The following is a 26026-nucleotide window of genomic DNA, read 5'->3' on the forward strand; positions in this document are numbered from 1 at the left end:
CTGGGTCACGTGTCGAGCCTCTTCCGGAAGACGCGGATGGAGAGCACGCAGGTCACGGCGGCGAGCAGCACGAGGAAGCCGACGTGCACGAGCGCCATCAGCGGTGAGAGCTCTGCGCCGTAGAGCGCGCTCCTGCCGAGCTCGGCGGCGTGCCAGAGCGGTGAGATCCACCCGATCCAGTGCAGGAACCACGGCAGTGTCTCGAGCGGGAAGTAGGTGCCGGAGAAGAGCGTGAGCGGCAGCACGACGAAGCGCTCGATGAACGAGAGCTGGCCGCGATCCTGGGTCTGCGTCGCGACCCACGCCATCACCGAGAAGCCGACGGATGCGGCGAGCAGCAGGCCGATGGGGAGCAGCAGGAGCGCGCCCAGCGGGTCGCCGAGCTGCAGGATGAGGATCATCGCGGTGAAGGTCAGCAGCGGCAGCGCGACCCGCACGAGCGTGGCGAGCTGGTAGCCGAGCACGATCTGCGCTGCGCTGATCGGGGTGCCGTTCATCGCGAAGAACATCGGGAACCACTTGAAGCCGCCGAAGACGCCCCAGGTGTTCTCGTTCGCGGAGGTCTGCATGGCGGAGGCCATCATGAGCGCGGGGACGATGAAGACGAGGTAGGGCACCCCGTCGACGCCCGACTCCTGGTTCTGGTCGACCAGCAGCGCGAGCCCCAGGCCGAGCCCCATGACGAACAGGAAGGGCTCGCCGATGCTGAGGCCGAACCACGAGGCGACGTAGGAGCGCATCGAGCGGACCCGGTGCTCGCAGACGTACCACCAGCCCCAGCGTCGGCTGCGACGGGCGATGCCGCGGTGGTCGACGCCGTCGACCACCGCCGCGGGCTGCGTCGTCTCGCTCATTCGATCAGGCTCCTGCCGGTGAGCCGCAGGAAGACGTCCTCCAGGCTCGACCGGCGCACGAGGCTCGTGACGGGGCGCAGACCGCGCTCGTGCACGGCTGCCATGGCGGCATCGCCATCATCGTCGTAGACGAGCACGCGGTCGGGCAGCACCTCGATGCGGTCGCCGATGCCCTCGATGGTCTTCGCCGCGGCCTCGTTGTGCGCCGAGCCGAAGCGCACCTCGAGCACCTCGCGGGTCGAGTACTGCCGGATCAGCGCGGCCGGGCTCCCCTCGGCGACGATGCTGCCCTTGTCGACCACGACCAACCGGTCGCAGAGCTGCTCGGCCTCATCCATGTAGTGCGTGGTGAGCACGAGCGTCGTGCCCTCCTCCTTGAGTCGGAAGAGGCGGTCCCAGAGCACATGGCGGGCCTGCGGGTCGAGACCCGTGGTGGGCTCGTCGAGCAGCATGGCCTTGGGGCTGTTGATGAGGCCGCGCGCGATGGTGAGGCGGCGCTTCATGCCGCCGGAGAGGCCGTCGACGCGGGAGCGGCGCTTGTCGGTGAGCTGCGCGAACTCGAGCAGCTCCTCTGCGCGGCGCTTGACGTAGGGCAGCGGCATGCCGAAGTAGCGGCCGTAGACGATGAGGTTGTCGATCACCCGCAGCTCCTCGTCGAGCTGATCGGCCTGTGGCACGATGCCGAGCTGCGCTCGGATCTCGGGGCCGTGCTCCGCGGGGTCGAAGCCGAGCACGCTCAGCGCCCCGGAGGTGCGGGTCGAGGTCGCGGCGATCATGCGCATCGTGGTCGACTTGCCCGCGCCGTTGGGCCCCAGGAAGCCGAAGGCCTCGCCCGGCTGGATGGCGAAGTCGATGCCGTCGACAGCGGTGAAGTCGCCGTAGCGCTTCGTCAGGCCCGTGGCCTCGATGACAGGTGCTGGCACGAGACCTCACAGTAGCGCCAGGCGCCCCCACCGCGCCGCTCCCACAGCATCCAATCGTCAACCCATGTTGACACATCCGTCGTTGTCAACCATCATTGACAGATGGACAAGGCGACAGCCCAGGGGGAGCGGCCGCTCGGCGTGCTCGAACGACTGGCCGAGGCGGCAGCGGCTCGCCGCGAGATCGAGCGAGAGGAATCGGCGCTCGTCAGACGCGCAAGAATGGAGGGGTTCGCCTGGCAGGCGATCGCCGACGCGCTCGGCGTCTCGCGCCAGGCGGTCCACCAGAAGCACGGGAAGCGGTAGCGGATGCCGACCCGGGAGCCGGAGAGCGCGGGGATGAGCGAACGACGAGGCATGTTCGGCAGGCGCCGCAGCGAGGACGACGGCCCGCGCGCGAGCGTCAAGGAGCTGCTGCCCTACCTCTTCCCGAAGAAGGGGCTGCTGGCCGGCGCGATCGCGCTGTCGTTCCTCGGGGCGATCTTCGCCCTCGCGCAGCCGCTGCTCGTGCAGGAGCTCATCGCGCGCGTCGAGGAGATGCAGCCCCTCGAGTGGCTGCCGTGGCTGCTCGTGGTGGTCGTGATCGTCGGGGCGGTGTCGGATGGGTTCCAGCACTTCCTCCTGCAGCTCCTCGGCGAGCACGTGGTGCTGCGCACCCGCCGCACGCTCGTCGGTCGCATGCTGCGACTGCCGATCGCGGAGTTCGACCAGCGGCGCATCGGCGACCTGGTGAGCCGCGTCGGCAGCGACACGACGCTGCTGCGCGCCGTGCTGACGCAGGGCCTCGTGGAGTCGATCGGCGGCGTGCTCACGCTCGTCGGCGCGGTGATCGCGATGCTCATCATCGACCCGTTGCTCTTCGGCCTGACCGTGCTCGTGCTGATCGTCGCGATCGCGGCGATGCTCGTCGTGATGCCGCTGCTGACGCGCGCATCGGGCAAGGCGCAGGAGCAGGTGGGGCACCTGACGAGCGCGCTCGAGCGGGCGATCAGCGCCGTGCGCACCGTGCGCGCCGCTGGCGCCACCGAGCGCGAGGTCGACGAGATCGGCTCGCGGGCCGGAGATGCCTTCGGCGCCGGCGTGCGCGTCGCGCGCATCTCGGCGCTCGTCGTGCCGATCCTGGGCGTCGCCGTCAACCTGTCGTTCCTCATCGTGCTCGGCGTCGGGGGCCTCCGCGTCGCCACCGGCGAGATCGAGATCTCGCAGCTGGTCGGGTTCCTGCTCTTCCTCTTCCTGATGGTGATGCCGCTCGGCCAGCTCGCGGGTGCCATCGCCGCCGTCAGCGTCGCGCTCGGCGCGCTCGGCCGCATCCAGGAGATCGTGCGGCTGCCCGGCGAGGCGCACGCTGATGCGACGATCGCGCTGTCGCCGCAAGCGGGCGCACCGATGGTGGCCTTCGAGGGTGTCGGCTTCGCCTACCCCGCGGCCGAGGATGCGCGCGTGGTGCTCGAGGACGTCTCGTTCGCGGTGCCGGCCGGCTCCCGCACGGCGCTCGTCGGGCCCTCCGGCGCCGGCAAGTCGACGACCTTCGCGCTCGTCGAGCGCTTCTACGACGTGACCGAGGGCCGAGTCACCGTGGGCGGCGTGGATGTGCGCGACGTCGATCGCGACAGCCTGCGCGCGCGGATCGGCTACGTCGAGCAGGATGCCCCCGTGCTCGCCGGCACGCTGCGCGACAACCTCCGACTCGGCGCGCCGGATGCGAGCGACGAGCAGCTGCTGGCCGCGCTCGAGTCGGTGAACCTCAGCGATCTCGTGCGTCGTGCGGCGAAGGGCCTGAGCGCAGAGGTCGGCGAGGGTGGCGTCCTGCTCTCGGGCGGCGAGCGGCAGCGGCTGGCGATCGCGCGGGCGCTGCTCGCGTCCACCCCGATCCTGCTGCTCGACGAGTCGACCGCCAACCTCGACGCCCGCAACGAGGCCGCGTTGAAGACAGCGCTGGATGTGGCGAGCGAGGGGCGCACGACGCTCGTCATCGCGCACCGGCTGGCGACGGTCGTGGACGCCGACCAGATCGTCGTGCTCGACGGCGGACGGGTGCTCGCGAAGGGCACGCATGCCGAGCTGCTCGACGCATCGCCCCTCTACCGAGAGCTCGCGGCGCACCAGCTGCTCGCTCCCGCCGCCCCCGCCGGCTGAGTCGCTCCACGGCCGCAAGCCCGCCGGCTGAGCCGCTCCACGGCCGCAAGCCCGCCGGCTGAGTCGCTCCACTGCCGCAAGCCCGCCGGCTGAGTCGCTCCGCTGCCGCAAGCCCGCCGGCTGAGCCGCTCCGCGCCCGCAGGCCGCTGAGCGTGTCGAAGCCCCACCCGCATACCGTTGCCCCATGCGACGCGTCATGCACGACCGCTTCGGCGGCCCGGAGGTGCTCGAGCTGCGGGAGGTCGACGAGCCCCACGCCGCTCCCGGCGAGGTGCGCATCCGCGTGGAAGCCACCGCCCTCAACCCCGTCGACTGGAAGATCTTCTCCGGCGGGCCCGCCGCCGCATCCCGCGGCCTCGTGCCGCCGCTCGGCGTGGGCAACGACATCGCCGGCACGATCGACGAGGTCGGCGACGGCGTCAGCGGATGGGACGTGGGCGACCGGGTGTTCGGGTCGGCCCGCACTCGGGCCCTGCAGGATCACACCGTGGTGGATCCCGCAGCGGAGCGCCTCGCCCGCATCCCCGAGGGCCTGGATGCGGGCGTGGCCGCCAGCCTCGTCGTCGCGGGCCGCACCGCGTGGGATGCCGTCGAGCAGCTGGTCGAGCGCGCGGGCGAGACCCTCTTCATCCACGGCGCGTCAGGCGGCGTCGGTCAGCTCGCGGTGCAGCTCGCGGTGCGTCGGGGTGCGCGCGTGATCGGCTCGTCGAGCGAGCGCAACCACGAGCTGCTGCGCGCGCTCGGCGCCGAGCCGGTCGTCTACGGCGCAGGGCTCCCGGAGCGGCTCGAGACGATGCTGCCGATCGACGCGTGCTTCGACTGCGCCGGTGCCGACGGCATCGCTGCTGCGCTCCAGGCCGGTGTGCCCATCCATCGCTGCATCGCCATCGCCGCGAAGGGCGCGCACGGCGCCCGCGGCGTCGCCACCGACCTCGCGCAGACCGGCGCCCTCGACGACCTCGCGCGCCTGGCCGCATCCGGTGACCTGGAGGTCGCGATCGAGCAGCGCTTCCCGCTGGAGCGCTTCCGCGAGGCCTACGAACGCCTCATGGCCGGCCACGCGCGCGGCAAGCTCATCCTCGACCTGACGCGCTGAAGCCGTCCCGGTCGCGACTCAGCGGCGCGTCGCGACGACCGCTACCGCCCAACCACGGGCGCTCGGAGTGAGGAGGCACGCGCCGATCGCGGCGCAGAGCACGACCATCGTCACGGAGCCCAGCGACGCATCGAGCACCGTCCGCACCACGCCCGAGGCGCCGAAGATCGCGATGGCGGTGGTGAGCACCGGGTGGCCCCAACGGCGCCCACGCTGCATCGCCAGCGCGCAGGTCGGCACGACCGCGGTGACCAGCACCCCCGAGGCCATCGCTGTGAGCAGCTCTTCGACGGGCGCCCGCCCGATCGACGCGAGCGCCGCGATCACCAGCAGCACGCCCTGCACGAGCACCAGCAGCACGACGAGCACGATCGCCGCCCGCATGGCGCGCGGCGCCTGGGGCACAGGCTGGGGCGCCGGCTCAGCACGAGCGCGGCCTGCGACCACGACGCGCCTCAGGCGAAGGGGTTGGGCATCAGCGTGTACTTCGTCTCGAGGTACTCGTGGATGCCCTCGGCGCCGCCCTCGCGGCCGAGGCCCGACTGCTTGACGCCGCCGAAGGGGCCGGCCGCGTTCGAGACGACGCCGACGTTGAGGCCCATCATGCCCGTGTCGATCAGCTCGATCATGCGCTGGCCGCGCTTCGTGTCCTGCGTGAAGACGTAGCCGACGAGGCCGTACTCGGTCGCGTTCGCGAGCCGCACCGCGTCCTCCTCGGTGCTGAAGCGCTGGATCGCGACGACCGGGCCGAAGATCTCCTCGATCGAGACGGCCATGCTCGCCTCGACGCCGTCGAGCACGGTGGGCTGGAAGAACGAGCCGGGCCCATCGATCGCCTTGCCACCGGTGACGAGCGTCGCGCCGGCCGAGACGGCCTCGTCGACGAGTCGCACCGCGTTGTCGACGGCCTTGTCCTCGACGAGCGGGCCGATCGTCACGCCCTCCTCGGTGCCGCGGCCGATCTTCATCGCCCTGACGGCATCCCCGATGCGCTGCGCGAACTCGTCGGCGACCGACTCGTGCACGATGAAGCGGTTGGCCGCCGTGCACGCCTGGCCGATGTTGCGGAACTTCGCCAGCAGCGCCCCCTCGACGGCCTTGTCGAGATCGGCGTCCTTGAAGACGACGAAGGGGGCGTTGCCGCCGAGCTCCATCGACGACTTCAGCACGTTGTCGGCGGCCTGCTTCAGCAGCTGCACGCCCACCGGGGTCGAGCCGGTGAAGGAGACCTTGCGCAGCCGCGGGTCGGCGAGCAGGCGCTCCGAGAGCGCGCCGGTCGACTTCGTCGTGATGACGTTGACGACGCCCTTCGGCAGCCCGGCCTCCTCGAGCAGCGCGACGAGCGCGAGCGTGGTCAGCGGCGTGAGCGTCGCGGGCTTCACGACCGCGGTGCATCCGGCCGCGAGCGCGGGGCCGAGCTTGCGCGTCGCCATCGCGAGCGGGAAGTTCCAGGGTGTGATGAGGAAGCAGGGGCCGACCGGCCGGTGCGTCACGATCATCTGCCCGGTGCCCTCCGGCGTCATCGTGTAGCGACCGTCGATGCGCACGGCCTCCTCAGAGAACCAGCGCAGGAACTCGCCGCCGTAGGCGACCTCGCCGCGCGCCTCGGCGAGCGGCTTGCCCATCTCCATCGTCATGAGGAGCGCGAACTCCTCCTTGCGCTCCTGCAGCAGGTCGAAGGCCTTCCGCAGGATCTCGCCGCGCACGCGCGCCGGCGTCCTGGCCCACTCGTCCTGCGCGGCGACGGCGGCGTCCAGCGCGCGCACGCCGTCCTCGACCGATCCGTTGGCGATCTGCTTGATGACCTCGCCGGTCGCGGGGTCGCGCACGTCGATCGTCCCCTGCTCACCATCGATCCACTCACCGCCGATGAACAGCTGGCCGGTGACGGCATCCAGCACCTGGGTCTCGGTGGTCGCGTTCATGCAGGACTCCTTCGTCGTGGCTTCGGCGGATGCTCACATCGTATACGAAGTGGGGCCGATCGGTCAGGGGCGCTTGCCCGATCCCTGGCGCGGCGCTCGAGCCAGCTTCGACGGCCACCAGGTCTTCGGACCGATCTCGAGAGCGAGCGCTGGCACGAGCAGCGAGCGCACGAGCGTCGTGTCGATCAGCACGCCGAGGGCGACGATGATGGCCAGCTGCAGCAGGAACAGCACCGGGATCACCGAGAGCGCCGCGAAGGTCGCCGCCAGCACCACACCCGCCGAGGTGATCACGCCGCCGGTGACGCGCAGACCGCGCAGCACGCCCTCGCGATGGCCGCGGAGCCCCACCTCCTCGCGCACCCGCGTCATGAGGAAGATGTTGTAGTCGACCCCGAGCGCCACGAGGAAGACGAACGCGAACAGCGGCACGGCAGGATCCATCGCCGGGATCCCCATCAGGCCGAGGATCACCGCACCGACGCCGAGCGCCGTGTAGTACGACAGCACCGTGGTCGCGAGCAGCAGCAGCGCGGCGACGATCGAGCGCAGCAGCAGCATGAGGATCAGCGAGATCACCAGCAGCACGATGGGGATGATCAGGGCGCGGTCATGGGCGGATGCGTCGTTGGTGTCGATCGCGGTCGCGGTCGTGCCGCCGACGGCGATGTCGGGCGAGATCGCGTGCACGACCTCGCGGATCTCGCGCACCACGGTCTGCGCCTCGTCGGAGTCCGGCGCGGCGACGAGCGTCGCCTGCACGAGCACCTGCCCGTCGACGACCGTCGGCGATGCCTCGGCGAAGGGCGAGGCCGCTTCGACGGGCAGCGGGATCGATCCGGACGGCGAATCCTCGCTCACCACCGCGACGCCCTCGACGCCCTCGAGCGCCGCCAGCGCATCCGCGACCTCGTCGAGATCGGCCTCTGCGGCGAGCACCTGGGTGGGCGTGCCGGAACCGCCCGGGAAGTGCGCCGACAGCAGGGCCTGCCCGTCGCGGGCCTGCGATTCGCCGACGACGAAGTCGCTCGAGGGAACGCCCTCGGCCTGCAGCTGGGTCACGCCCACGGCGCCGATGCCGAGCACGAGGGCCGTCGCGATCCACACGGTGCGCGTGCGACGCTCGACCAGCTTGGAGACGCCGCCCCAGAGGCCCTTGCCGTCTGGCTTGGTGCGTGGCCGCTCGGGCGTCGGCGCGAACGGCCAGAAGGCGACCCGGCCGAACGCGAGCAGCAGCGCCGGCAGGAGCGTGAGGCCCGCGACGATCGAGGTGGCGATGCCGATCGCGGCGACCGGGCCCAGCTGCTGGTTGGAGACGAGGTCGCTCAGCAGCAGGCAGAGGAGGCCGGCGATCACCGTGCCGCCGGAGGCGACGATGGGCTCGACGGAGCCCTTGAGCGCGCGGACCGTCGCCTCCCAGCGGGAGTCGACCTCGCCGAGCGCCTCGCGGAACCGCGCGGTGTACAGCAGGCCGTAGTCGGTGGCGGCACCGACGACGAGGATGAAGAGGATGCCCTGCGTCTGCCCGCTGAGCGTGAGCACCTCGGCCTTCGCGAGCTGGAAGACGATGAGGATCGCGAGGCAGAGCGCCGACACCGAGGTGAACAGCACCAGCAGCGGCAGCAGCGGCGAGCGGTAGACGATCACCAAGATGACGAACACCGCGCCGAGCGCGACGAGCAGCAGGATGCCGTCGATGCCGCCGAAGGCCGCGCTGATGTCCGCGGTGAAGCCGGCCGGGCCCGTGACCGCGGTCTGCACCTCGTCGCCGAGGTCGGCGTCGGCGACGGCCCCGCGCACCTCCTCGACGATGTCCGCGAGCTCTCCCGAGCTGTCGAGCACCGCGACGAACTGCGCAGCCTGGCCGTCCTCGCTCGGTATCAGCGGCGACGCCTCGACGACCCCGTCGATGTCGGTCACGGACTGCTGCAGCTGCTCGAGCCCCTCGAGCGCGTCCGCGGGGATGTCGCCGTCGGTCGCGGCGATCACGATCGCGGGGATCTCGTCGGCGCCCACGAACTCGGCCAGCGCCTCCTGCACCGTCGTCGACTCCGCGCTCGAGGGCAGGAAGCTGCTCTGGTCGTTGGACACGACCGTCGAGAGGCTGCCGAAGGTCGGCCCGCCGAAGCCCGCGGCGGCGAACCAGCCGAGGATCAGGACGGCAGGCAGCACCACCCGGAGCCAAGTGGGGATCCGACGGGTAGCGGAGCGTTCGCGCGATGACACTTCGCCACACTATCTTTTAGTTTGGCTATCTACAAGCCAGGCGCATCACCTGGAGCGAGCCGTCGAGCCTCACACGGTTCGCACGATCTCCACGCCCCCGTCGCGCAGCTCGTCGAGCGCGGCCGCCCGCGTCTCGGGCGACACCGCCGAGGTCAGGCCGTCGATGACGCGCACCCGGATGCCCGCGAGGGCCGCGTCGAGCGCCGACGCCTTCACGCAGTGGTCGGTGGCGATGCCCACGACGTCGAGCCGATCGATCTCCTGCTCCTCGAGCACCTCGGCGAGGGTCTCGCCGTCGTCGGTCGTACCCTCGAACGCTGAGTACGCCGGCTCGCCCTGCCCCTTCTTGATGTGCACGTCGATCGCGAGCACGTCGAGGGCCGGGTGGTAGTCGGCGCCGGGCGTGCCTGCGACGCAGTGCACCGGCCAGGTGTCGACGTAGTCGGGCTCGCCCGCCGCGAAGTGCCCGCCGTTGTCGCCCTGCGGGTCGTGCCAGTCGCGGCTCGCGGCGACGATGGCGTAGTCGTGCGTGCGCAGGTGCTCGCTGATGGCGGCCGCGACGGCAGCGCCGCCGGCCGTGCCGAGAGCGCCGCCCTCGGTGAAGTCGTTCTGCACGTCGACGATCAGGATGCCTGCGCTCATGGGGCCAGGGTACGCCGCTCGGCCGAGCGCAGCGGTGCGGATGCGCTCCGGGCAGCGCGACCGCGCGCGGTCAATTTGGGGTACAGAATCGGGTAGATTCTGGAGGTGCTCACCTCGCCACGCCTGCCGGTCTTCAGCACTGCAGACATCGCCGCAGTCCTCTCCGACCTCCAGGCCCGCGCGAGCGGCCCTTCGAGCCTGCGGGCCTGGGCGAGAGAGGCGAGCGTCGCGACCGACCGGGTCGTCGCGACCGACGGCCTCACCTATGTGCGGCTCGCAGCGCGAGACGACGAGGGCGCACCCATCGTGCTGATGCTGCTCGAGGACGTCTGGGAGCGCGCGGTCTGAGACCTGCGCCCGAGCGTCTCGCCGTGGGCCCGCTCAGTCGCCGATGCGTGCCTGAGGGCTGTCGACCTCGCCGTCGCGGTTCTCGTCCCGGCTGCGCGAGCGCCGCGCATCCCAGCGCAGCAGTGGAGCCGCCAGCAGCGCTGCGACGCCCGAGCCGATGAGCACCGCGAGCTTGGCCGCGTCGGTGCGCGCGGCGTCGTCGAAGGACAGCTCCGTGATCAGCAGCGACACGGTGAAGCCGACGCCGGTCAGCAGCGCGACAGGCACGAGATCCCGGATGCCGATGCCGTCCGGCAGGCGCAGCGGCGTGATCCGGGTGACGAGCGCGGTGACCCCGAGCACGCCGATGAGCTTGCCCAGGACGAGCCCACCCGCCACCGCGATCAGCACCGGCTGTGCAGCCAGCTCGGCGAAGCCGCCGCCACCCGCGACGGAGACGCCCGCCGAGCAGAACGCGAAGACCGGCAGCGCGACCGCGGTCGACCACGGCCGCACGGCGGCTTCGTGGCGATGCGTGCGGGCGTGCCGCTCGCCGTGCACGGGCGCGGCGGGCACGAGCGCGCCCAGCAGCACGCCGGCGATCGTCGCGTGCACACCGGATTCGTGCATGCACCACCACGCGACGAGCGCGATCGGGATGAGCAGCCACCACATGGCGTAGCGGGATCGGACCAGCAGCCCGAACGCGGTGAGGGCGAGGAGCGCGCCGAGGAGCGCGAACAGCTGCACCGTCGCCGTGTAGAACACGGCGATCACGACGATGGCCAGCAGGTCGTCGACGACCGCGAGCGTCAGCAGGAAGGTGCGGAGGCCCACCGGGAGGCCGCGGCCGAAGATCGCCAGGACGGCCAGCGCGAACGCGATGTCGGTGGCGGCCGGGATCGCCCAGCCGCTCAGCGCCTCCGGATCCCCGGCAGCGAGGACGACGGCGATGTAGACCGCTGCCGGCAGCGCCATGCCGCCGACCGCGGCCAGCACCGGCACGGCTGCTCGCTTCGGATCGCGCAGGCTGCCGGCGACGATCTCGTGCTTGAGCTCGACGCCGACGACGTAGAAGAACACGGCCAGCAGCCCGTCCGCCGCCCACGCCGCGACGCTCAGGTCGAGGTGCAGCAGCTCCGGGCCGATGCGCAGCTCCATGAGGGATGCGTAGGAGTCGCGCCACGGCGAGTTGGCCCAGACGAGCGCGGCAGCGGCGGCGATCAGCAGCAGCACGCCGCTGGTCGTCTCGAGGCGCAGGGCCTGCGCGATGCGCGCGCGTCGTGCGCCGATGGGTGTGCGGGTCGGTTCCACGGGTCTCCCGTCGTCCCCGCCGAGCAGGTTCGCTCGGCGGCACGCCGACCAGGCTTCCCGGCACACCACGCCCTCGCCGCGTTCGCCGCGAGAGACGGAGGAAGCCCCGCTGAGCGCCCAGCGCATCGGAGATGCGCCGGGCAGCCCGCGAGGCTGTTCCCTGTGCCGCCTGGGAGAATCGAACTCCCGACCTATTCATTACGAGTGAATCGCTCTGCCGACTGAGCTAAGGCGGCGTGCCGAGGCACGATCAACGATCATAGCGCATCTGCCTCGCCAGCCACGACCGCAGGCGTGCTCCGCACCCGCGCCGCGGCGCATCCGCCCGCACCCGGAGTTGACGCACCGAGCCCTCTCTATCAGGCTCGAACCCATGACCGCGCCAGCCTGGAGACTCAGCACCGCACCCGCCTCCCCCACCGCCCTCGAGCAGGTCGATGCCTGGTGGCGCGCCGCGAACTACCTGAGCATCGGGCAGATCTACCTGCAGGAGAACCCGCTGCTGCGCGAGCCGCTCGAGCCCGAGCACCTCAAGCGGCGGCTCCTGGGCCACTGGGGCACCACGCCGGGGCTGAACTTCGTCTACGGGCACCTCGGCCGCGTCATCCGCGAGCGCGAGCAGCGCGCGCTGTTCGTGATGGGGCCCGGGCACGGCGGGCCGAGCGGCGTCGCCTGCGCGTGGCTCGAGGGCACCTACACCGAGCGGTTCCCCGACATCGAGCAGAGCGAGCGGGGCATGCAGCGGCTGTTCCGGCAGTTCTCGTTCCCCGGCGGCATCCCGAGCCACGCGGCACCGGAGACGCCCGGCTCGATCAACGAGGGCGGCGAGCTCGGCTACTCCCTCGCCCACGCGTACGGCGCCGCGCTGGACGACCCCGAGCTGCTCGTCGCCTGCGTCATCGGCGACGGCGAGGCCGAGACGGGGCCGCTGGCTGGTTCCTGGCACGCGAACAAGCTGCTCAACCCGGTGGCCGACGGGGTGGTGCTGCCGATCCTGCACCTCAACGGCTGGAAGATCGCGAACCCGACGCTGCTGGCGCGGATCCCCGAGCACGAGCTGCTCGAGCTGATGCGCGGCTACGGGCACGACCCGATCCTCGTGACCGTCGGCGGTGACGACGACACGGCGGGCTCGCATCGCCGCTTCGCCGCCGCGCTCGACGACGCGCTCGACCGCATCGCGGCGATCAAGGCGGATGCGGCGGCCGGCACGCTCACCGCCCGACCTGCCTGGCCCATGCTGGTGCTGCGCAGCCCGAAGGGCTGGACGTGCCCGAAGGAGGTCGACGGACAGGCGATCGAGGGCACCTGGCGCGCGCACCAGGTGCCGCTCGAGGAGGTCCGCGAGGACGAGGAGCACCGTCGGCTGCTCGAGGAGTGGCTGCGCTCCTATCGCCCGGACGAGCTCTTCGACGAGCGGGGCGCGCCGCGAGAGCTCGTCACGGCCGCCGCGCCGAGCGGCGACCTGCGCATGAGCGCGACGCCGGTCGCGAACGGCGGGGTGCTGAGGCAGCCCCTCTCCCTCGCCGCGCTCCGCGGCTCAGCGCACGAGGTCGACCCCGCGCGGCGCGGCGCCAGCAGCACCGGCTCGACGGCGGTGCTGGGCGCATGGCTGGCCGAGGTGCTGCGCGACAACCCCGAGACGTTCCGCCTCTTCGGGCCCGACGAGACCGCATCCAATCGCCTCGCACCCGCGGTCTACGAGGTCACCGACAAGCAGTGGAACGCGGTGGCCCTGCCCGGCGACGAGCACCTCTCCCCCACCGGCCGCGTCATCGAGGTGCTGAGCGAGCACCTCTGCCAGGGGTTGCTGGAGGGCTACCTGCTGACCGGGCGCCACGGGCTCTTCACGACCTACGAGGCCTTCGCCCACATCGTCGACTCCATGCTGAACCAGCACGCGAAGTGGCTCGAATCGGCGATGCACGTACCGTGGCGCGAGCCGATCTCAGGCCTCAACTACCTGCTCTCGAGCCACGTCTGGCGGCAGGACCACAACGGCTTCAGCCATCAGGATCCCGGCTTCATCGACGTGGCGCTCAACAAGAGCGCCGAGGTCGTGCGCGTCTACCTGCCCTTCGACGCGAACACGCTGCTCGCGACGACCGACCACTGCCTGCGCTCGACCGGCACGATCAACGTGATCGTCGCCGGCAAGCAGCCGCAGCCGCAGTGGCTGACGCTCGACGAGGCCGCCGAGCACTGCGAGCGCGGCTTGGGCGTCCTGCCCTGGGCCGGCACCGAGACCGACGAGCGGCCGGCGGATGCGGTGCTGGCGGCCGCGGGGGACGTGCCGACCCTCGAGGCGCTCGCCGCCGCCTCGCTGCTGCGCGAGGCCGTGCCGGAGCTGTCGCTGCGGGTCGTGAACGTGGTCGACCTCGGGCGGCTGCAGCAGGAGGAGCACCATCCGCACGGGCTGCCGGATGCCGAGTACGACCGGTTCTTCACGGCGGACAAGCCGGTGGTGTTCGCCTATCACGGCTATCCGTGGACGATCCATCGCCTGACCTACCGGCGCTCGGGCCACGACCAGCTGCACGTGCACGGATTCCTGGAGCGGGGCACGACCACCACACCCTTCGACATGGTGATGATGAACGGACTCGACCGCTACACCCTCGCGATCGACGTCATCGATCGCGCCGGCTTCGCGCAGTCGCACGCCGAGGCGAGGCAGTCGTTCTCGGCTGCGCGGGACCGGGCGAAGGCCTACACGCGCGAGCACGGCATCGACATCCCGGAGGTCGCCGACTGGGAGTGGCCCGCCTGACGCGACCGCAGGTCGCGCGCGTCACGAGACCGCCCTCAGCAGTCCAGCGCCCCCGCCGGCGCCGTCCCCGTCAGGAAGTAGTCGTTCACCGGCCGGTCGACGCACGCGTTGCCGTTGTTGTACTGCCCGTGCCCCTCCGCATCGACCGAGATCAGCACGCCCGACTCGAGCATGTCGGCGAGGTCGACGGCCTGCTGGTAGGACGTCGCCGGGTCGTTGACGCCGCCGATCACGATGATCGGCTCGGCGCCGGGCGCCGTGATCTCGTGCGGCTCCCTGGTCGCCTCGAAGGGCCAGGCAGCGCATGAGCCGATGCCGACGAAGTCTGGCCCGAGCGTCGGCGCCGCCGCCATGATCTCCTCGGCGTTGGCCCGGATCTGCTCGAAGTCGGTGACCGCCGGCGAGTCGAGGCAGTTCACCGTGATGAGCGCCTCGAGCGAGTTGTCGGCGAACGAGCCGTCGGGTTCGATCCCGTAGTACTCGTCGGCTGCGGCGAATGCGCTCTCGCCGTTGCCGGCCTGCACGTCGGCGATGATCTCGCGCAGCAGCTCCCACTGCCAGTCGGCGTAGAGGTTGGCTGCGATGGCGATGAAGAAGGCGCCCGTGCCGAGCTCGCGGCCGTCGGCCACCGGGATCGGCTCCTCCTCGAGCGATTCGATCAGCGCGCGGGTCTGTGCCAGCGCATCCGCCTTCGACCCCGTGAACGGGCACTCGCCCGAGGCGAGGCAGTCGTCGACGAAGTTGCCATAGGCCAGCTCGAACCCCGCCGCTTGGAAGAGCGTGCCCTCGAAGTCGCTCGCGTCGGGCGCGACCGCGGCGTCGAGCACCATGCGACCGACGCGCTCGGGGAAGAGGTCGGCGTAGGTCGCGCCGATCAGCGTGCCGTAGGAGACGCCCAGGTAGTCCAGCTGCTCCTCGCCGAAGAGCGCGCGCAGCAGGTCCATGTCGCTGGCGACCTGCTCGGTGCCGACGAGCTCGAGGTAGGGGCCGGTGTGCTCGAGGCACGCCTCGCCGAACCAGCGCGAGGACTCGAGCTGCTCCTCGAGATCCTCGTCGCTGAGCGGCTCCGGCGCAGGGCCCTCGGGGATCTCCCACAGCCAGTCGTAGAGCTCCTGCGGGTCGTCGTAGCAGGAGATCGGCGTCGAGCCGCCGACGCCTCGAGGGTCGAAGCCGACCAGGTCGTAGTGCTCGCGCACGTCGGGGTGCAGCAGGTAGTCGCCGAAGTCGCGCACGTACTCGACGCCCGAGGCGCCGGGGCCGCCGGGGTTGTAGAGGATCGCGCCCCGCCGCTCGCCGGTCGCTGGCGCCACGGTGACGGCGAGCTCGATCGAATCGGCGGAGGGGTCGTCCCAGTCCATCGGGGCCGTGACGGTGCCGCAGTACAGGCCGGCGCACTCTGCCCAGTCGACCTGCTGGCCGTAGAACTGCTCGAGCTCCGGCGCTACCTGCTCACCCGTCGGGCTCCACTGCGGCGGGCCGAGGCGCTGGCTGTCGCCGGGCAGCTGCGGCGGCAGGATGCAGCCGGTGAGCGCGATCGCCGTCACGGCGATCGCGGCGAGGGCGGCGAGGCCGCGGCGGGTGCGATGCATGCCTCTACGCTACGGCCCGCGGGTCGGTCGAGCCTCCCGTGCGACATGCGAAGCGGCCGGCGACTCTGGTGCTCAGCGGCGCTGCGCTGCCCTCGCCGCGCGCACGAGCATCGCCTCGAGCGCGAGCAGCGGCGGCACGTTCGCCTCGATGCGCTCGCGAGCGAGGCGGATCGAGTCGAGCACGTCGATCACGTCGGCGCGGCGCAGGTAGTCCGCCGCCGCGTGCACCGTCGGCTGCATCGCCGCGTTCACGAGCTCGCGCCCGACGCCGAGCTGCGTCATGAGGATGTCGCGGTAGAGCGACAGCAGGTCGACGAGGATGCGGTCGACGCCGTCGCGCATGCCGCGCTTCGCGCGCTGCTTCTGCGCCTCGTCGAGCTCCTTCAGCTGCCGGCGCAGCTGGGGCGGCACGGTGCCGCCCGGCTCGATGCCCAGCTGCCGCAGCGCCTGCGCGCGCTCGGCCTCATCGCGCTCCGCCGACAGCGCATCGGCGTCTGCCGTCGCGATCTCGACGAAGCGGGCGGCGGCCAGCACCGCCGACGCCGCGGTCGAGACCCGCATCGCGACCGCGAGCGTCTCTGCGCGTCGGGTGCGGGCCTCGTCGCTGGTGGCGAGCCGACGGGCCATCCCGATGTGGCTCTGCGCCTCCCGAGCGGCGCGCTCGGCGATCGCCGGGTCGACGCCGTCGCGCTCGACCAGCAGCCGGGCGACCTCTGCGGGATCGGGCACCTGCAGCGTCAGCGTGCGCACCCTCGAGCGGATGGTCGGCAGCAGATCGGCCTCGCTGGGCGCGCAGAGGATCCAGACCGTCTCGGGCGGCGGCTCCTCGAGCGCCTTCAGCAGCGCGTTCGAGGTGCGCTCTGCCATCCGGTCGGCGTCCTCGACGACGACCACCCGGTAGCGCGCGGTCGACGGAGCGAGCGAGGCCCGTTGCACGACGGCTCGCGCCTGCGCGATCGTGATGAGCACGCCCTCGGTCGAGAGCGTCACGAGATCGGGGTGCGTGCGCGCGGCGACGAGCGTCGCGACCTCTGGGTCGATGCCCGCCGGTGACGACAGCAGGGCGGTCGCGAAGGCGTAGGCGAGGTTCGACCTGCCCGATCCCGGCGGCCCGGTCAGCAGCCACGCGTGCGTCATCGCGCCAGAGGAGTCAGCGCCGCCGACGTCGCTCGAGGCGCGCTGCAGCGTCGTGACGGCGTCGGCCTGGCCGACGATCTCGCTCCACCCGCCTGTCATGCGCGCTCCTCCCGGTGCTGCAACCGTTCGCAGCGCGCTCAGCGCTGCGCGTCGAGCATCGCACGCACGTGCGACACCACGCGCCCGTGCACCTCGTCGGGGGTGCCGGATGCGTCGACCACGACGAAGCGGTCGGGCTCGGCCTCGGCGAGACCGAGGTAGGCGGCGCGCACGCGCTCGGCGAAGTCGAGACCCGTGTCCTCCAACCGGTCGTACGGCGCATCCGCACGGCCCGCCATGCGCTCGCGGCCCGCGGCCGGGTCGATGTCGAGCAGCAGCGTCAGCTGCGGCAGCAGGCCGTCGGTCGCCCACAGCGACAGATCCCGGATCTGCTCGCCGTCGAGCTCGCGGCCCGCGCCCTGGTAGGCGACGGACGAGTCGAGGTAGCGATCCTGCACGACGACGTCGCCGCGCTCGAGCGCCGGCCGCACGAGCGTCGCGACGTGGTGGGCGCGATCCGCGGCGTAGAGCAGCGCCTCGGCGCGCGGGGCGACGTGCCCCTCGGTGTGCTGCACGAGCCGGCGGATCTCGACGCCGAGCTCGGTGCCGCCGGGCTCGCGCGTGCGCACGACGGTGCGCCCCTCGGCCTCCAGCCACGCCTGCAGCAGCGCCGCCTGCGTCGACTTGCCGGAGCCGTCGCCGCCCTCGAGCGTGATGTAGGCGCCCGTCATGCGTCGGCTGGCGGGGTCTTCTTCGCGGCGGGCTTCTTGGCCGCCGGCTTCTTCGCTGCGGGCTTCTTGGCCGCGGGCTTCTTGGCGGCCGGCTTCTTCGCGGCGGTCTTGCGGATCGGCTTCTTGACCGGTCCCTTCTCGCGCTTGATCTGCAGCAGCTCGATCGCGCGCTCGAAGGTGATCGCCTCGACGTCCTCGCCGCGCGGGATGGTCGCGTTCGTCTCGCCGTCGGTCACGTAGGGGCCGAAGCGCCCGTCGCGCACCTTCACCGGCTTGCCGCTGACCGGGTCGGCGTCGAACTCCTTGAGCGCCGATGCGGCCTTCCGCGCGCCGTACTTCGGCTGGGCGAACTTCTCGACGGCCTGCTCGAGGGTGATGGAGAAGATCTGCTCCTCGTCGTCGAGCGATCGCGTGTCCTCGCCCTTGGACAGGAACGGGCCGTAGCGCCCGGGGCGGGCGGTGATCTCGGTGCCCGACTCGGGGTCGACGCCGACGAGGCGGGGCAGGCCGAGCAGCTTCAGCGCGGTCTCGAGGTCGACGCTCTCCGGCTCCATCGTCTTGAAGAGGGATGCGCGACGCGGCTTCGGCGCGGCCTTCCCCTTCTTCGGCGGCACCGGCTTGCCCTCGTCGTCGAGCTCGACGGGCAGCGACTCCTCGATGTAGGGGCCGAAGCGGCCGTTCTTGACCACCACGTCGAGGCCGCTCTCGGGGTGCGGGCCGAGCACGCGGTCCTGCACGGGCTCGGCCGCGAACAGCTCCTGCGCCTTCTCGGGCGTGAGCTGATCGGGCGTGAGGTCCTCGGGGATGTTCGCGCGCTTGACCTCGCCGTCGGGGCCGGTGCCCTCGAGGTAGGGGCCGTACTGGCCGACGCGCAGCGTGACGCCCTCGGCGACGGGGATGGAGTTGACCGCGCGCGCGTCGATGTCGCCGAGGTTCTCGACGGTCGACTGCAGGCCCGGGTGCTCGGGGCTGCCGAAGTAGAAGCGCTGCAGCCACTCCTGCCGGTCGAGCTCGCCGTCGGCGATGCGGTCGAGGTCGGAGAGCATGGCCGCGGTGAAGTCGTAGTCGACGTAGTCGCCCAGGTTGTCCTCGAGCAGCTTGATGGTCGAGAACGCGATCCAGTTCGGCACGAGTGCGCCGCCGCGCTGCGTGACGAAGCCGCGCCGCACGATCGTGTCGATGATCGACGCGTAGGTCGAGGGTCGGCCGATCTCGAGCTCCTCGAGCGCCTTCACGAGGCTCGCCTCGGTGTAGCGCGGCGGCGGCGTCGTGGCGTGCGCCTTGCGCTCGAGCTCGGCCAGGCCCACCGCGTTGCCCTCCTTGACGTCGGGCAGCCTCGACTCGCTGGCCGACGCATCCGCCTGGGACTCGTCGGCGTAGCGCCCGACATCCTTCGACTCCTCGTACGCCTGCAGGAAGCCGGGCTCGGTGATGACGGTGCCGGATGCGGTGAACTCGGCCACCCCGCGGCCGGTCTTGTCGGAGGCGATGGTGATGGTCGCGGTCTGGCCCGTCGCGTCGATCATCTGGCTGGCGACCGTGCGCTTCCAGATCAGCTCGTAGAGCCGCTGCTCGTTGGGCGTGAGCGACGAGCGCACCTCGCTCGGCGTGCGGAACGACTCGCCAGAGGGGCGGATCGCCTCGTGCGCCTCCTGCGCCGACTTCGACTTGCCGGCGTAGTGGCGGGCGGCCTGCGGGATGCTGCCGGCGCCGTAGAGAGCCGTGGCCTGCGACCTGGCCGCCTGGATCGCCTGCTTCGAGAGCGAGGGCGAGTCGGTGCGCATGTAGGTGATGTAGCCCTGCTCGTAGAGCGATTGGGCGACCGACATCGTCTGCTTGGCGGAGAGCTTCAGCTTGCGACCGGCCTCCTGCTGCAGCGTCGAGGTCGTGAACGGTGCCGAGGGGCGACGGCGGTAGGGCTTCGACTCGACGCTCGAGACCCGGAAGGCGCTCTGCTCGAGCTCGGCGGCGAGCGACTCGGCGGCGGCCGCGTCGAGGATGGTGCGGACGCCCTTGATCTGGCCTCGGTCGTCGAAGTCGGAGCCGGAGGCGACCCTGGCACCGTCGAGCCGCACGAGGCGCGCGCCGAAGCGGCCCGCCTGCGCGCCGCTCTCGGCGTCGGGCGCCTCGAACTGCGCGGTCAGGCTCCAGTAGTCGGCGGCGACGAACGCCATGCGCTCGCGCTCGCGGTCCACGATCAGGCGAGCGGTCGGCGACTGCACGCGGCCCGCGGAGAGCCCCTGCCGCACCTTGCGCCACAGCACGGGGCTCACCTCGTAGCCATAGAGGCGGTCGAGGATCCTGCGGGTCTCCTGCGCGTCGACGAGCGGCATGTTCAGCTCGCGCATCTGATCCTTCGCCTGCTGGATCGCTTCCTCGGTGATCTCGTGGAACACCATCCGCTTCACCGGCACCTTGGGCTTCAGCACCTCGAGCAGGTGCCACGCGATGGCCTCGCCCTCGCGGTCCTCATCCGTCGCGAGGATGAGCTCGTCGGCGTCCTTGAGCGCCTTCTTGAGCTCGGCGACCGTCTTCTTCTTCTCGTCGCTGACGACGTAGTAGGGCGCGAAGCCGTTGTCGACGTCGACGGCGAACTTGCCGTAGGAGCCCTTCTTGAGCTCGGCCGGGAGGTCGCGCGGGCTCACGAGATCGCGGATGTGCCCGACCGATGCCAGCACCTGGTATCCATCACCCAGGTACCGCTCGATCGTCTTGCCCTTGGCCGGGGACTCGACGATGACGAGCTTCTTGCCCATGCTCACGCTCACTGCTTCTTGGGGTTGCCGGGCCCGACTGGGCCACGGATCGACACCTTACACACGGTGCCACTGCGCTCTGGCTGCCGCGGGCCGCTCGTTCGCTCGGGGCGCACGCCGGCTGCGGCAGCGGCGCGACGGCGCGCCAGCACCATTCTCGCTCACGGCGGCGGCCCGGCCAGGGCGGTGACGGATGCGTGCAGGTGCCCGACGGGGACGGCCACCGTCACGCGCGCCTCGAGCCCGTCGACCGCGCAGTCCACGAGCCGCGCGCCGCTCGCCGTCGCGACTGCCTGCGCGAGGGCGCAGGCGCTGCCGTCGGCGAAGCCGGAGAGCGCGTCGGCCGCGGCGAGCACGGCCGCATCGGCTGCCGCCGCGGCCCGCGCCTGAGCGATCGACGCGGTGCCGGCGCCGACCACCAGCAGCGCCAGCAGCATCGCCACCGCCGCGACCGCGAGCGCGAGCACGGCGCCCGCGCCCCGCTCGTCGAGGAGGCCGCGGGCCGCTCTCCGTGCGTCGAGGGGGCAGCGGGCCATCGGCCCGATGCCGTCACGAGACGCCACCCCGCTCATCGTCCACCCCCGTGCGCGCAGCTGCGCGCCGTCAGCGTCAGCGCCCCGCCCAGCACGTCGCGACGGAGCACGGCGCAGACGAGCTCGCCCTGCGACTCGACGCGCAGCGCGGCGCCATCGCTGTAGAGCGCCGGATCGTCGCCCCGGCCGGCGGCCCGCGCGGCGGCCCCGGCGGACTGCTCGAGGCCGACCTGCGTCGCCGTCGCAGCGACGGCGCCGATGGCGATGCCGATCACGAGCACAGCAGCCGGCAGCGCAGCGGCGAGCTCGGCGGTCACCGCGCCGAGCTCGCCGTCCCGGCTGCTACTGCACCGTGAGCGCACGCTGGACCATGTCGGTGAGGATCCCGCGCACCTCATCGCTGCGCAGGATCACCACCAGCAGCCCTGCGAAGCCGACGGCCGCCATCGTCGCGATGACGTACTCGGCGGTCGCCGCGCCGTCCTCCTCGTGCACCAGCCTCTTGAGCATCCTCATGCTCGCCTCCTTCCCTCGGGGGCCCCAGGGTGGGGGAAGCGAAGCGGCGCCCGCGCCGCTTCGAGGGCGACCTGTGGAGAGCGTCCGTCAGCGTCAGCGCTCAGTGGTGGCGCTGGTGCGGTTCCTCGTCGGAACGCGGCGCCTCGGCGTCCGGCTGCGGGCGCGCGTCGTCCGCCCACGACCCCTCGCCCTCCGGCGCATCCTCCGCCGACTGCCCCGCATCCCGCGAGCGCGCGCCGACGTCGTCGGTCGCGACCATCGGATGGGGCGCGCCGCCGATCGCTCCCACGAGCGCAGCCACCCAGTTGACGATGCCGTTCCAGAGATTGCGCATGCCCCGACGCTAGCCGAGCGGACTGAGCGCCCCCTCGAGCATCGAGACGACGAGGGGCACGATCACGAGCAGCGAGAAGGCTGGCAGCACGCAGACGCCGAGCGGCAGCGAGAGCTGCACCGCCGCGCGCTGCGCCCGCGCCTCGCCCTCGAGCCGCGCGCGCGTGCGCGCGGCGGCGGCCTCGGCGAGCAGCAGGCCGCGCACGGGCACACCGGCCCTCCGCGCCAGCTCGAGCGCCGCGTCGACCTCGCCCCAGCCGCTCGCGTCGACCTCAGCCGCCTCGAGCGCGGCGACCGCCGCCGGGCGCGCACTCGTCGTCGCGCCGCCGCCGGCGAGGGCCACGGCCACGAGGTCGAGCGCCAGCCCAGGAGCCGGTTCCCCGCGCGCCGCGCGCCGGACGATGGCGCGCGACCACGCCCAGGCGGCGACGAGCAGGACGGCGCCGGCGATCACCGACCACGTGCCGATCCCGCCGCTCGTCGCGGCGGCCAGGACGTCGAGGCCCAGCGCCAAGCCGAAGCCGAGTCCGACGAAGGGGAGCACCATCACCAGCCGCGCAGTCGCGCGCGGCCCCGCAAGGGCCGCCCCGATCGCGCGCTGCTGGGCCGCCTGCTCTCGCAGCAGCGCCGCGAGCCGCTCGAGCGTCGGCGCCGTCGGCGCCCCCGTCTGCTGCGCCACCGCGAGCACCGCGGCGACGAGGCCGCCTCCGGTGCGCCGACCGACCGTCACCGCGTCCGTTCCGAGCACCGTCCATGCGCGTTCCAGCGGCAGCCCGCCTGCGACGAGCGCCGCGAGGCGATGCACCGTCGCGGCCGCGGCCTCCTGCTCGGCGGCCGCATCGCGCGCTCCTGCGCCTCCGCGCCCGCTCTCCGAGCGGCCGACGCTCCACGGCGGCACGAGCCGGATCACGTGGCGCGCACCACCAGCCGGTCGCCGTCGAGCGCGAGCGCACCGATCGCCGCCACCCGTCGGCCGCGGTCGCCCCGCTCGACGTGCAGCACGGCATCGAGCGCGCTCACCGCCTGCCTGGCCAGGGCCGCCGGGCCGAGCCCCGCGAGGGCCCCGAGGGCCTCGAGCCGCGCAGGCACGTCATCCAGCGAGTTCGCGTGCAGCGTGCCCGCACCACCGTCGTGCCCGGTGTTGAGCGCCGAGAGCAGCTCTCGCACCTCCGCGCCTCGGCACTCCCCCAGCACCAAGCGGTCCGGTCGCATGCGCAGCGCCTCCCGCACCAGCTGCTCCAGCCCGATCGCGCCGGCGCCCTCGGCGTTCGCCTGCCGCGCCTCGAGCGCCACGACGTGCGGGTGGCGGATGCGGAGCTCCGCGACATCCTCGATCGTCACGATGCGCTCCGTGGCGGCGGCGGCCGAGAGCATCGCGCCCAGCAGCGTCGTCTTGCCCGAACCGCCTGCGCCGGTGACGAGCACGTTCGCGCGCCGGCCGACGAGCGCCTGCACGCGTGCGAGCGGCACGATCGAGAACGCTCCGCCGTGCTCGAGCTCGGCGAGCGACAGGGCCGCCACCCGCGGCAGCCGGATGGACAGCTGCGCACCACCGACCGCGATCGGCGGCAGCACGGCGTACACCCGGATCCCGTCGTGCAGGCGCACGTCGACGCACGGCGTCGCCTCGTCGACGTGTCGCCCGCCCGCCGCGACGAGCGCCACCGCGAGCGCTCGTGCCCGATCGGGGTCGAGCAGCAGCGGCACGGCCTCGGCCCCTGCGCCCCGGTCGACCCAGACCTGCCCGGCCGTGACGAACACATCCGTCACCGACGGCTCTGCGACGATCGCGGCCAGCTCGCCGAACTCGCGCAATGCGCCGCCGTCGACGGCCGTGCGCGTCGGCCCCTCGGTGCGCACGGCCGGCCGCGCGCCGCCGGCGACGAACGGGATGCCCGTCCCCCGCCCGAGCGTGGGCCCAGCGCGTGTCGACATGCTGCGCACGGTAGGGCGTCGTGCGCTCACGCACCGCCGCTTCCCGAGCGCCTGTGGAGAACCGGCACGCAACGAGGAGGCGGCGCCCACCGGGGGAAGGGGGGCGCCGCCGCAGGAGTGGCGGACGGGGGATCCGCCGTGCACCTGCTCACGTCGGCAGGGCCGACGGCGACCATGCTATGCACCATCGGCACGCATGACGCCGTGCAACACGGCGTCACGTCACGCGCGGCCTCCGCCGATAGGCTCGGCCCGACGACGACGTCTGGAGGAACCGCTGTGTCTGACCGCATCGACCATCTGCTGAACGAGACCCGCCGCTTCGCGCCGCCCGAGGCGCTCGCGCAGGGCTCTGCCACGTCTGCCGAGCTCTACTCGCGGGCGGACGAGGACCGGCTCGCCTTCTGGGCGGAGCAGGCCAGGTCGCTGCAGTGGGAGACGCCGTTCACCGAGGTGCTCGACTGGCAGCCCCCGCACGCGAAGTGGTTCCACGACGGCACCCTCAACGTCGCGGTCAACTGCCTCGACCGGCATGTCGAGGCCGGCGACGGCGACCGCGTCGCCCTGCACTGGGAGGGCGAGCCCGGTGACACCCGCACGCTCACCTACGCCGACATGACCGCTGAGGTCAAGCGCCTCGCGAACGTGCTCGAGTCCCTCGGGGTCAAGGCCGGCGACCGCGTGGCGATCTACCTGCCGATGCTGCCGGAGGCCGTCGCCGCGATGCTCGCCTGCGCCCGCATCGGTGCCGTCCACACGGCCGTCTTCGGGGGCTTCAGCCCCTCGAACCTGCGCGGCCGCATCGACGACGCGGGCGCCACCTTCGTCATCACGACCGACGGCGCATGGCGCAAGGGCAAGGTCTTCGCGCTCAAGCCCACCGTCGACGAGGCGCTGCGCGAGCCAGGCCACGGTGTCACCAACGTGCTCGTCGTGCGCCGGGGCGAGAACGAGATCGACTGGGTCGAGGGACGCGACGTCTGGTACCACGAGGCGATGGCGGATGCCGCAGAGGAGCACCTCGCGCAGGCCTTCCCGGCCGAGCACCCGCTCTTCATCCTCTACACCTCCGGCACGACCGGGAAGCCGAAGGGCATCCTCCACACGAGCGCCGGCTACCTCACCCAGACCTCGTTCACGCATCGACACGTCTTCGACCTGAAGCCCGAATCCGATGTCTTCTGGTGCACCGCCGACATCGGCTGGGTCACGGGCCACAGCTACGTCGTCTACGGCCCGATGGCCAACGGCACGACGCAGGTGATGCACGAGGGCACCTTCGACACCCCGACGCCCGAGCGCCCGTGGCAGATCATCGAGCGCTACGGCGTGACCATCTTCTACACCGCGCCCACGGCCATCCGCACCTTCATGAAGCTCGGCCGCCAGCACACGCAGTCGAGCGACCTCTCCAGCCTGCGCGTGCTCGGCACGGTGGGCGAACCCATCAACCCGGAGGCGTGGATGTGGTACCGCGACGTCGTCGGCGGCGGCACGACCCCGATCGTCGACACGTGGTGGCAGACCGAGACCGGCGCCATCATGATCTCCGCGCTCGCCTCCGTGACGACGCTGAAGCCGGGCAGCGCCCAGGTGCCGATCCCCGGCATCGCGATCGACGTGGTCGATGAGGCGGGCTCCCCCGTCGGCGACGGCCAGGGCGGGCTGCTCGTCGCGACCGAGCCATGGCCGTCGATGCTGCGCACCATCTGGGGCGACGACGACCGCTACCGCGAGACCTACTGGGAGAAGTTCGGCGACCGCTACTTCGCCGGCGACGGCGCCCGCAAGGACGAGGACGGCGAGATCTGGCTGCTCGGTCGCGTCGACGACGTCATGAACGTCTCGGGCCACCGCCTCTCGACGGCAGAGATCGAGTCGTCGCTCGTGGCCCACGCGGGCGTCGCCGAGTCGGCGGTCGTTGGTGCGACGGATGAGACCACGGGCCAGGCGGTCGTCGCGTTCGTGATCCTGAAGCAGTCGGCGTCGCAGGAGCACTCCGTCGAGGAGGCCGAGCAGATGCTGCGGCAGCACGTCGCCACCGACATCGGCGCGATCGCGCGGCCGCGGCAGGTGTTCATCGTGCCCGACCTGCCGAAGACGCGCTCCGGCAAGATCATGCGGCGCCTGCTGCGCGACCTCGCCGAGGGGCGTGCGCTCGGCGACACGACCACGCTCGCCGACCAGAGCGTCGTGGAGGCGATCAAGCAGCAGTTCCGCGGCTGACGTCGCGCCCGCTCCGCA

23 protein-coding genes and 1 tRNA gene are annotated in these 26026 nt (G+C 72.2%); 6 read left to right on the forward strand and 18 right to left on the reverse strand.

The features are described 5' to 3' along the window. Positions 1–5: 5 nt before the first annotated feature. Positions 6–854 carry an ABC transporter permease gene (locus BQ6202_RS09695; RefSeq protein WP_072314271.1) on the reverse strand — a complete coding sequence of 283 codons (849 nt, stop codon included), beginning with the start codon at positions 852–854 and terminating at the stop codon, positions 6–8. Beyond that, positions 851–1777: an ABC transporter ATP-binding protein gene (locus BQ6202_RS09700; RefSeq protein WP_072314272.1), complete on the reverse strand. Its 927-nt coding sequence runs from the start codon at positions 1775–1777 to the stop codon at positions 851–853. Before BQ6202_RS09700 ends, BQ6202_RS09695 begins: the two co-directional genes overlap by 4 nt. A gap of 102 nt (positions 1778–1879) precedes the next feature. Between BQ6202_RS09700 and BQ6202_RS09705 the strand changes: the two genes are divergently transcribed. From BQ6202_RS09705 to BQ6202_RS09715, 3 genes are all read left to right on the forward strand, one after another. Beyond that, the gene (locus BQ6202_RS09705) at positions 1880–2083 is read left to right on the forward strand and encodes a transcriptional regulator (protein WP_072314273.1); all 204 of its coding nucleotides are present in this window, start codon (positions 1880–1882) and stop codon (positions 2081–2083) included. Between the two features lie 33 nt (positions 2084–2116). After that, positions 2117–3913 (forward strand): ABC transporter ATP-binding protein, encoded by a 1797-nt coding sequence (locus tag BQ6202_RS09710; protein ID WP_234946181.1) that lies wholly within the window; start codon positions 2117–2119, stop codon positions 3911–3913. A 184-nt stretch (positions 3914–4097) separates the two neighbouring features. Further along, entirely contained in the window at positions 4098–5009 is a 912-nt protein-coding gene (locus BQ6202_RS09715; RefSeq protein ID WP_072314275.1) for an NADP-dependent oxidoreductase, read from the forward strand. A gap of 18 nt (positions 5010–5027) precedes the next feature. Here BQ6202_RS09715 and BQ6202_RS09720 read toward each other — a convergent pair whose 3' ends face one another. From BQ6202_RS09720 to BQ6202_RS09735, 4 genes are all read right to left on the reverse strand, one after another. After that, on the reverse strand, positions 5028–5393 hold the full coding sequence (locus tag BQ6202_RS09720) for a hypothetical protein (RefSeq protein ID WP_072314276.1): 366 nt from the start codon (positions 5391–5393) through the stop codon (positions 5028–5030). 71 nt (positions 5394–5464) lie between these two features. Next, entirely contained in the window at positions 5465–6934 is a 1470-nt protein-coding gene (locus tag BQ6202_RS09725) for an NAD-dependent succinate-semialdehyde dehydrogenase (protein ID WP_072314277.1), read from the reverse strand. Between the two features lie 63 nt (positions 6935–6997). Beyond that, the gene (locus tag BQ6202_RS09730) at positions 6998–9106 is read right to left on the reverse strand and encodes an MMPL family transporter (protein ID WP_234946182.1); all 2109 of its coding nucleotides are present in this window, start codon (positions 9104–9106) and stop codon (positions 6998–7000) included. Between the two features lie 123 nt (positions 9107–9229). Beyond that, the gene (locus BQ6202_RS09735; protein ID WP_072314279.1) at positions 9230–9802 is read right to left on the reverse strand and encodes an isochorismatase family protein; all 573 of its coding nucleotides are present in this window, start codon (positions 9800–9802) and stop codon (positions 9230–9232) included. 105 nt (positions 9803–9907) lie between these two features. Between BQ6202_RS09735 and BQ6202_RS09740 the strand changes: the two genes are divergently transcribed. Beyond that, positions 9908–10150 (forward strand): hypothetical protein, encoded by a 243-nt coding sequence (locus tag BQ6202_RS09740; RefSeq protein ID WP_072314280.1) that lies wholly within the window; start codon positions 9908–9910, stop codon positions 10148–10150. A gap of 33 nt (positions 10151–10183) precedes the next feature. Here the strand turns inward: BQ6202_RS09740 and nhaA are convergent, their stop codons facing one another. Further along, positions 10184–11443, reverse strand: a complete 1260-nt coding sequence (nhaA, locus tag BQ6202_RS09745) for a Na+/H+ antiporter NhaA (protein WP_234946183.1) — start codon at positions 11441–11443, stop codon at positions 10184–10186. 163 nt (positions 11444–11606) lie between these two features. After that, positions 11607–11679 (reverse strand) — tRNA-Thr (locus BQ6202_RS09750). Between the two features lie 137 nt (positions 11680–11816). Here BQ6202_RS09750 and BQ6202_RS09755 point away from each other — a divergent pair. Continuing rightward, positions 11817–14213 carry a phosphoketolase family protein gene (locus BQ6202_RS09755; protein WP_072314281.1) on the forward strand — a complete coding sequence of 799 codons (2397 nt, stop codon included), beginning with the start codon at positions 11817–11819 and terminating at the stop codon, positions 14211–14213. Positions 14214–14248: 35 nt separating this feature from the next. On the opposite strand, the gene BQ6202_RS09760 is transcribed toward BQ6202_RS09755, so the two are convergent. The 10 genes from BQ6202_RS09760 to BQ6202_RS09805 all read right to left on the reverse strand — a co-directional run bounded on the left by BQ6202_RS09760 (position 14249) and on the right by BQ6202_RS09805 (position 23782). Next, entirely contained in the window at positions 14249–15802 is a 1554-nt protein-coding gene (locus BQ6202_RS09760) for an alpha/beta hydrolase (protein WP_072314282.1), read from the reverse strand. Between the two features lie 72 nt (positions 15803–15874). Continuing rightward, the gene (locus tag BQ6202_RS09765; protein ID WP_072314283.1) at positions 15875–17038 is read right to left on the reverse strand and encodes a DNA polymerase III subunit delta'; all 1164 of its coding nucleotides are present in this window, start codon (positions 17036–17038) and stop codon (positions 15875–15877) included. A 38-nt stretch (positions 17039–17076) separates the two neighbouring features. Next, positions 17077–17709, reverse strand: a complete 633-nt coding sequence (tmk, locus tag BQ6202_RS09770; protein ID WP_072314284.1) for a dTMP kinase — start codon at positions 17707–17709, stop codon at positions 17077–17079. Next, on the reverse strand, positions 17706–20465 hold the full coding sequence (topA, locus tag BQ6202_RS09775) for a type I DNA topoisomerase (protein ID WP_072314285.1): 2760 nt from the start codon (positions 20463–20465) through the stop codon (positions 17706–17708). The genes tmk and topA overlap by 4 nt, the downstream gene beginning before the upstream one ends. Positions 20466–20626: 161 nt before the next feature. Further along, positions 20627–21028: an Rv3654c family TadE-like protein gene (locus BQ6202_RS09780; protein ID WP_234946184.1), complete on the reverse strand. Its 402-nt coding sequence runs from the start codon at positions 21026–21028 to the stop codon at positions 20627–20629. Between the two features lie 5 nt (positions 21029–21033). Then, positions 21034–21315, reverse strand: coding sequence for a hypothetical protein (locus BQ6202_RS09785; protein WP_200792242.1), 282 nt, complete (start codon positions 21313–21315; stop codon positions 21034–21036). 25 nt (positions 21316–21340) lie between these two features. Beyond that, entirely contained in the window at positions 21341–21514 is a 174-nt protein-coding gene (locus BQ6202_RS09790) for a DUF4244 domain-containing protein (protein WP_072314287.1), read from the reverse strand. 100 nt (positions 21515–21614) lie between these two features. After that, positions 21615–21848 carry a hypothetical protein gene (locus BQ6202_RS09795; RefSeq protein WP_072314288.1) on the reverse strand — a complete coding sequence of 78 codons (234 nt, stop codon included), beginning with the start codon at positions 21846–21848 and terminating at the stop codon, positions 21615–21617. Positions 21849–21857: 9 nt separating this feature from the next. Next, a complete protein-coding gene (locus tag BQ6202_RS09800; RefSeq protein WP_083587186.1) occupies positions 21858–22757 on the reverse strand; it encodes a type II secretion system F family protein in 900 nt (299 codons plus the stop codon). After that, complete coding sequence (locus BQ6202_RS09805) at positions 22754–23782, reverse strand: TadA family conjugal transfer-associated ATPase (protein ID WP_083587187.1); 1029 nt, start codon at positions 23780–23782, stop codon at positions 22754–22756. The genes BQ6202_RS09800 and BQ6202_RS09805 overlap by 4 nt, the downstream gene beginning before the upstream one ends. 279 nt (positions 23783–24061) lie before the next feature. Between BQ6202_RS09805 and acs the strand changes: the two genes are divergently transcribed. Continuing rightward, positions 24062–26008, forward strand: a complete 1947-nt coding sequence (gene acs / locus BQ6202_RS09810; RefSeq protein ID WP_072314289.1) for an acetate--CoA ligase — start codon at positions 24062–24064, stop codon at positions 26006–26008. The last annotated feature ends 18 nt before the right edge of the window (positions 26009–26026 follow it).

The sequence above is a fragment of the Agrococcus sp. Marseille-P2731 genome (assembly GCF_900117395.1).
In the GTDB taxonomy this organism is placed as follows: domain Bacteria; phylum Actinomycetota; class Actinomycetes; order Actinomycetales; family Microbacteriaceae; genus Agrococcus.

Bases quoted from the DNA above. Each gene is read 5' to 3' on its own strand.
- BQ6202_RS09765 (WP_072314283.1), bottom strand. From the start codon at position 17,038: ATGACAGGCGGGTGGAGCGAGATCGTCGGCCAGGCCGACGCCGTCACG.
- BQ6202_RS09725 (WP_072314277.1), bottom strand. From the start codon at position 6,934: ATGAACGCGACCACCGAGACCCAGGTGCTGGATGCCGTCACCGGCCAG.
- BQ6202_RS09735 (WP_072314279.1), bottom strand. From the start codon at position 9,802: ATGAGCGCAGGCATCCTGATCGTCGACGTGCAGAACGACTTCACCGAG.
- BQ6202_RS09805 (WP_083587187.1), bottom strand. From the start codon at position 23,782: ATGTCGACACGCGCTGGGCCCACGCTCGGGCGGGGGACGGGCATCCCG.
- BQ6202_RS09710 (WP_234946181.1), top strand. From the start codon at position 2,117: ATGAGCGAACGACGAGGCATGTTCGGCAGGCGCCGCAGCGAGGACGAC.
- BQ6202_RS09705 (WP_072314273.1), top strand. From the start codon at position 1,880: ATGGACAAGGCGACAGCCCAGGGGGAGCGGCCGCTCGGCGTGCTCGAA.
- BQ6202_RS09795 (WP_072314288.1), bottom strand. From the start codon at position 21,848: ATGCGCAATCTCTGGAACGGCATCGTCAACTGGGTGGCTGCGCTCGTG.
- BQ6202_RS09715 (WP_072314275.1), top strand. From the start codon at position 4,098: ATGCGACGCGTCATGCACGACCGCTTCGGCGGCCCGGAGGTGCTCGAG.
- BQ6202_RS09720 (WP_072314276.1), bottom strand. From the start codon at position 5,393: ATGCGGGCGGCGATCGTGCTCGTCGTGCTGCTGGTGCTCGTGCAGGGC.
- BQ6202_RS09790 (WP_072314287.1), bottom strand. From the start codon at position 21,514: ATGAGGATGCTCAAGAGGCTGGTGCACGAGGAGGACGGCGCGGCGACC.
- BQ6202_RS09695 (WP_072314271.1), bottom strand. From the start codon at position 854: ATGAGCGAGACGACGCAGCCCGCGGCGGTGGTCGACGGCGTCGACCAC.
- BQ6202_RS09760 (WP_072314282.1), bottom strand. From the start codon at position 15,802: ATGCATCGCACCCGCCGCGGCCTCGCCGCCCTCGCCGCGATCGCCGTG.
- topA (WP_072314285.1), bottom strand. From the start codon at position 20,465: ATGGGCAAGAAGCTCGTCATCGTCGAGTCCCCGGCCAAGGGCAAGACG.
- BQ6202_RS09755 (WP_072314281.1), top strand. From the start codon at position 11,817: ATGACCGCGCCAGCCTGGAGACTCAGCACCGCACCCGCCTCCCCCACC.
- tmk (WP_072314284.1), bottom strand. From the start codon at position 17,709: ATGACGGGCGCCTACATCACGCTCGAGGGCGGCGACGGCTCCGGCAAG.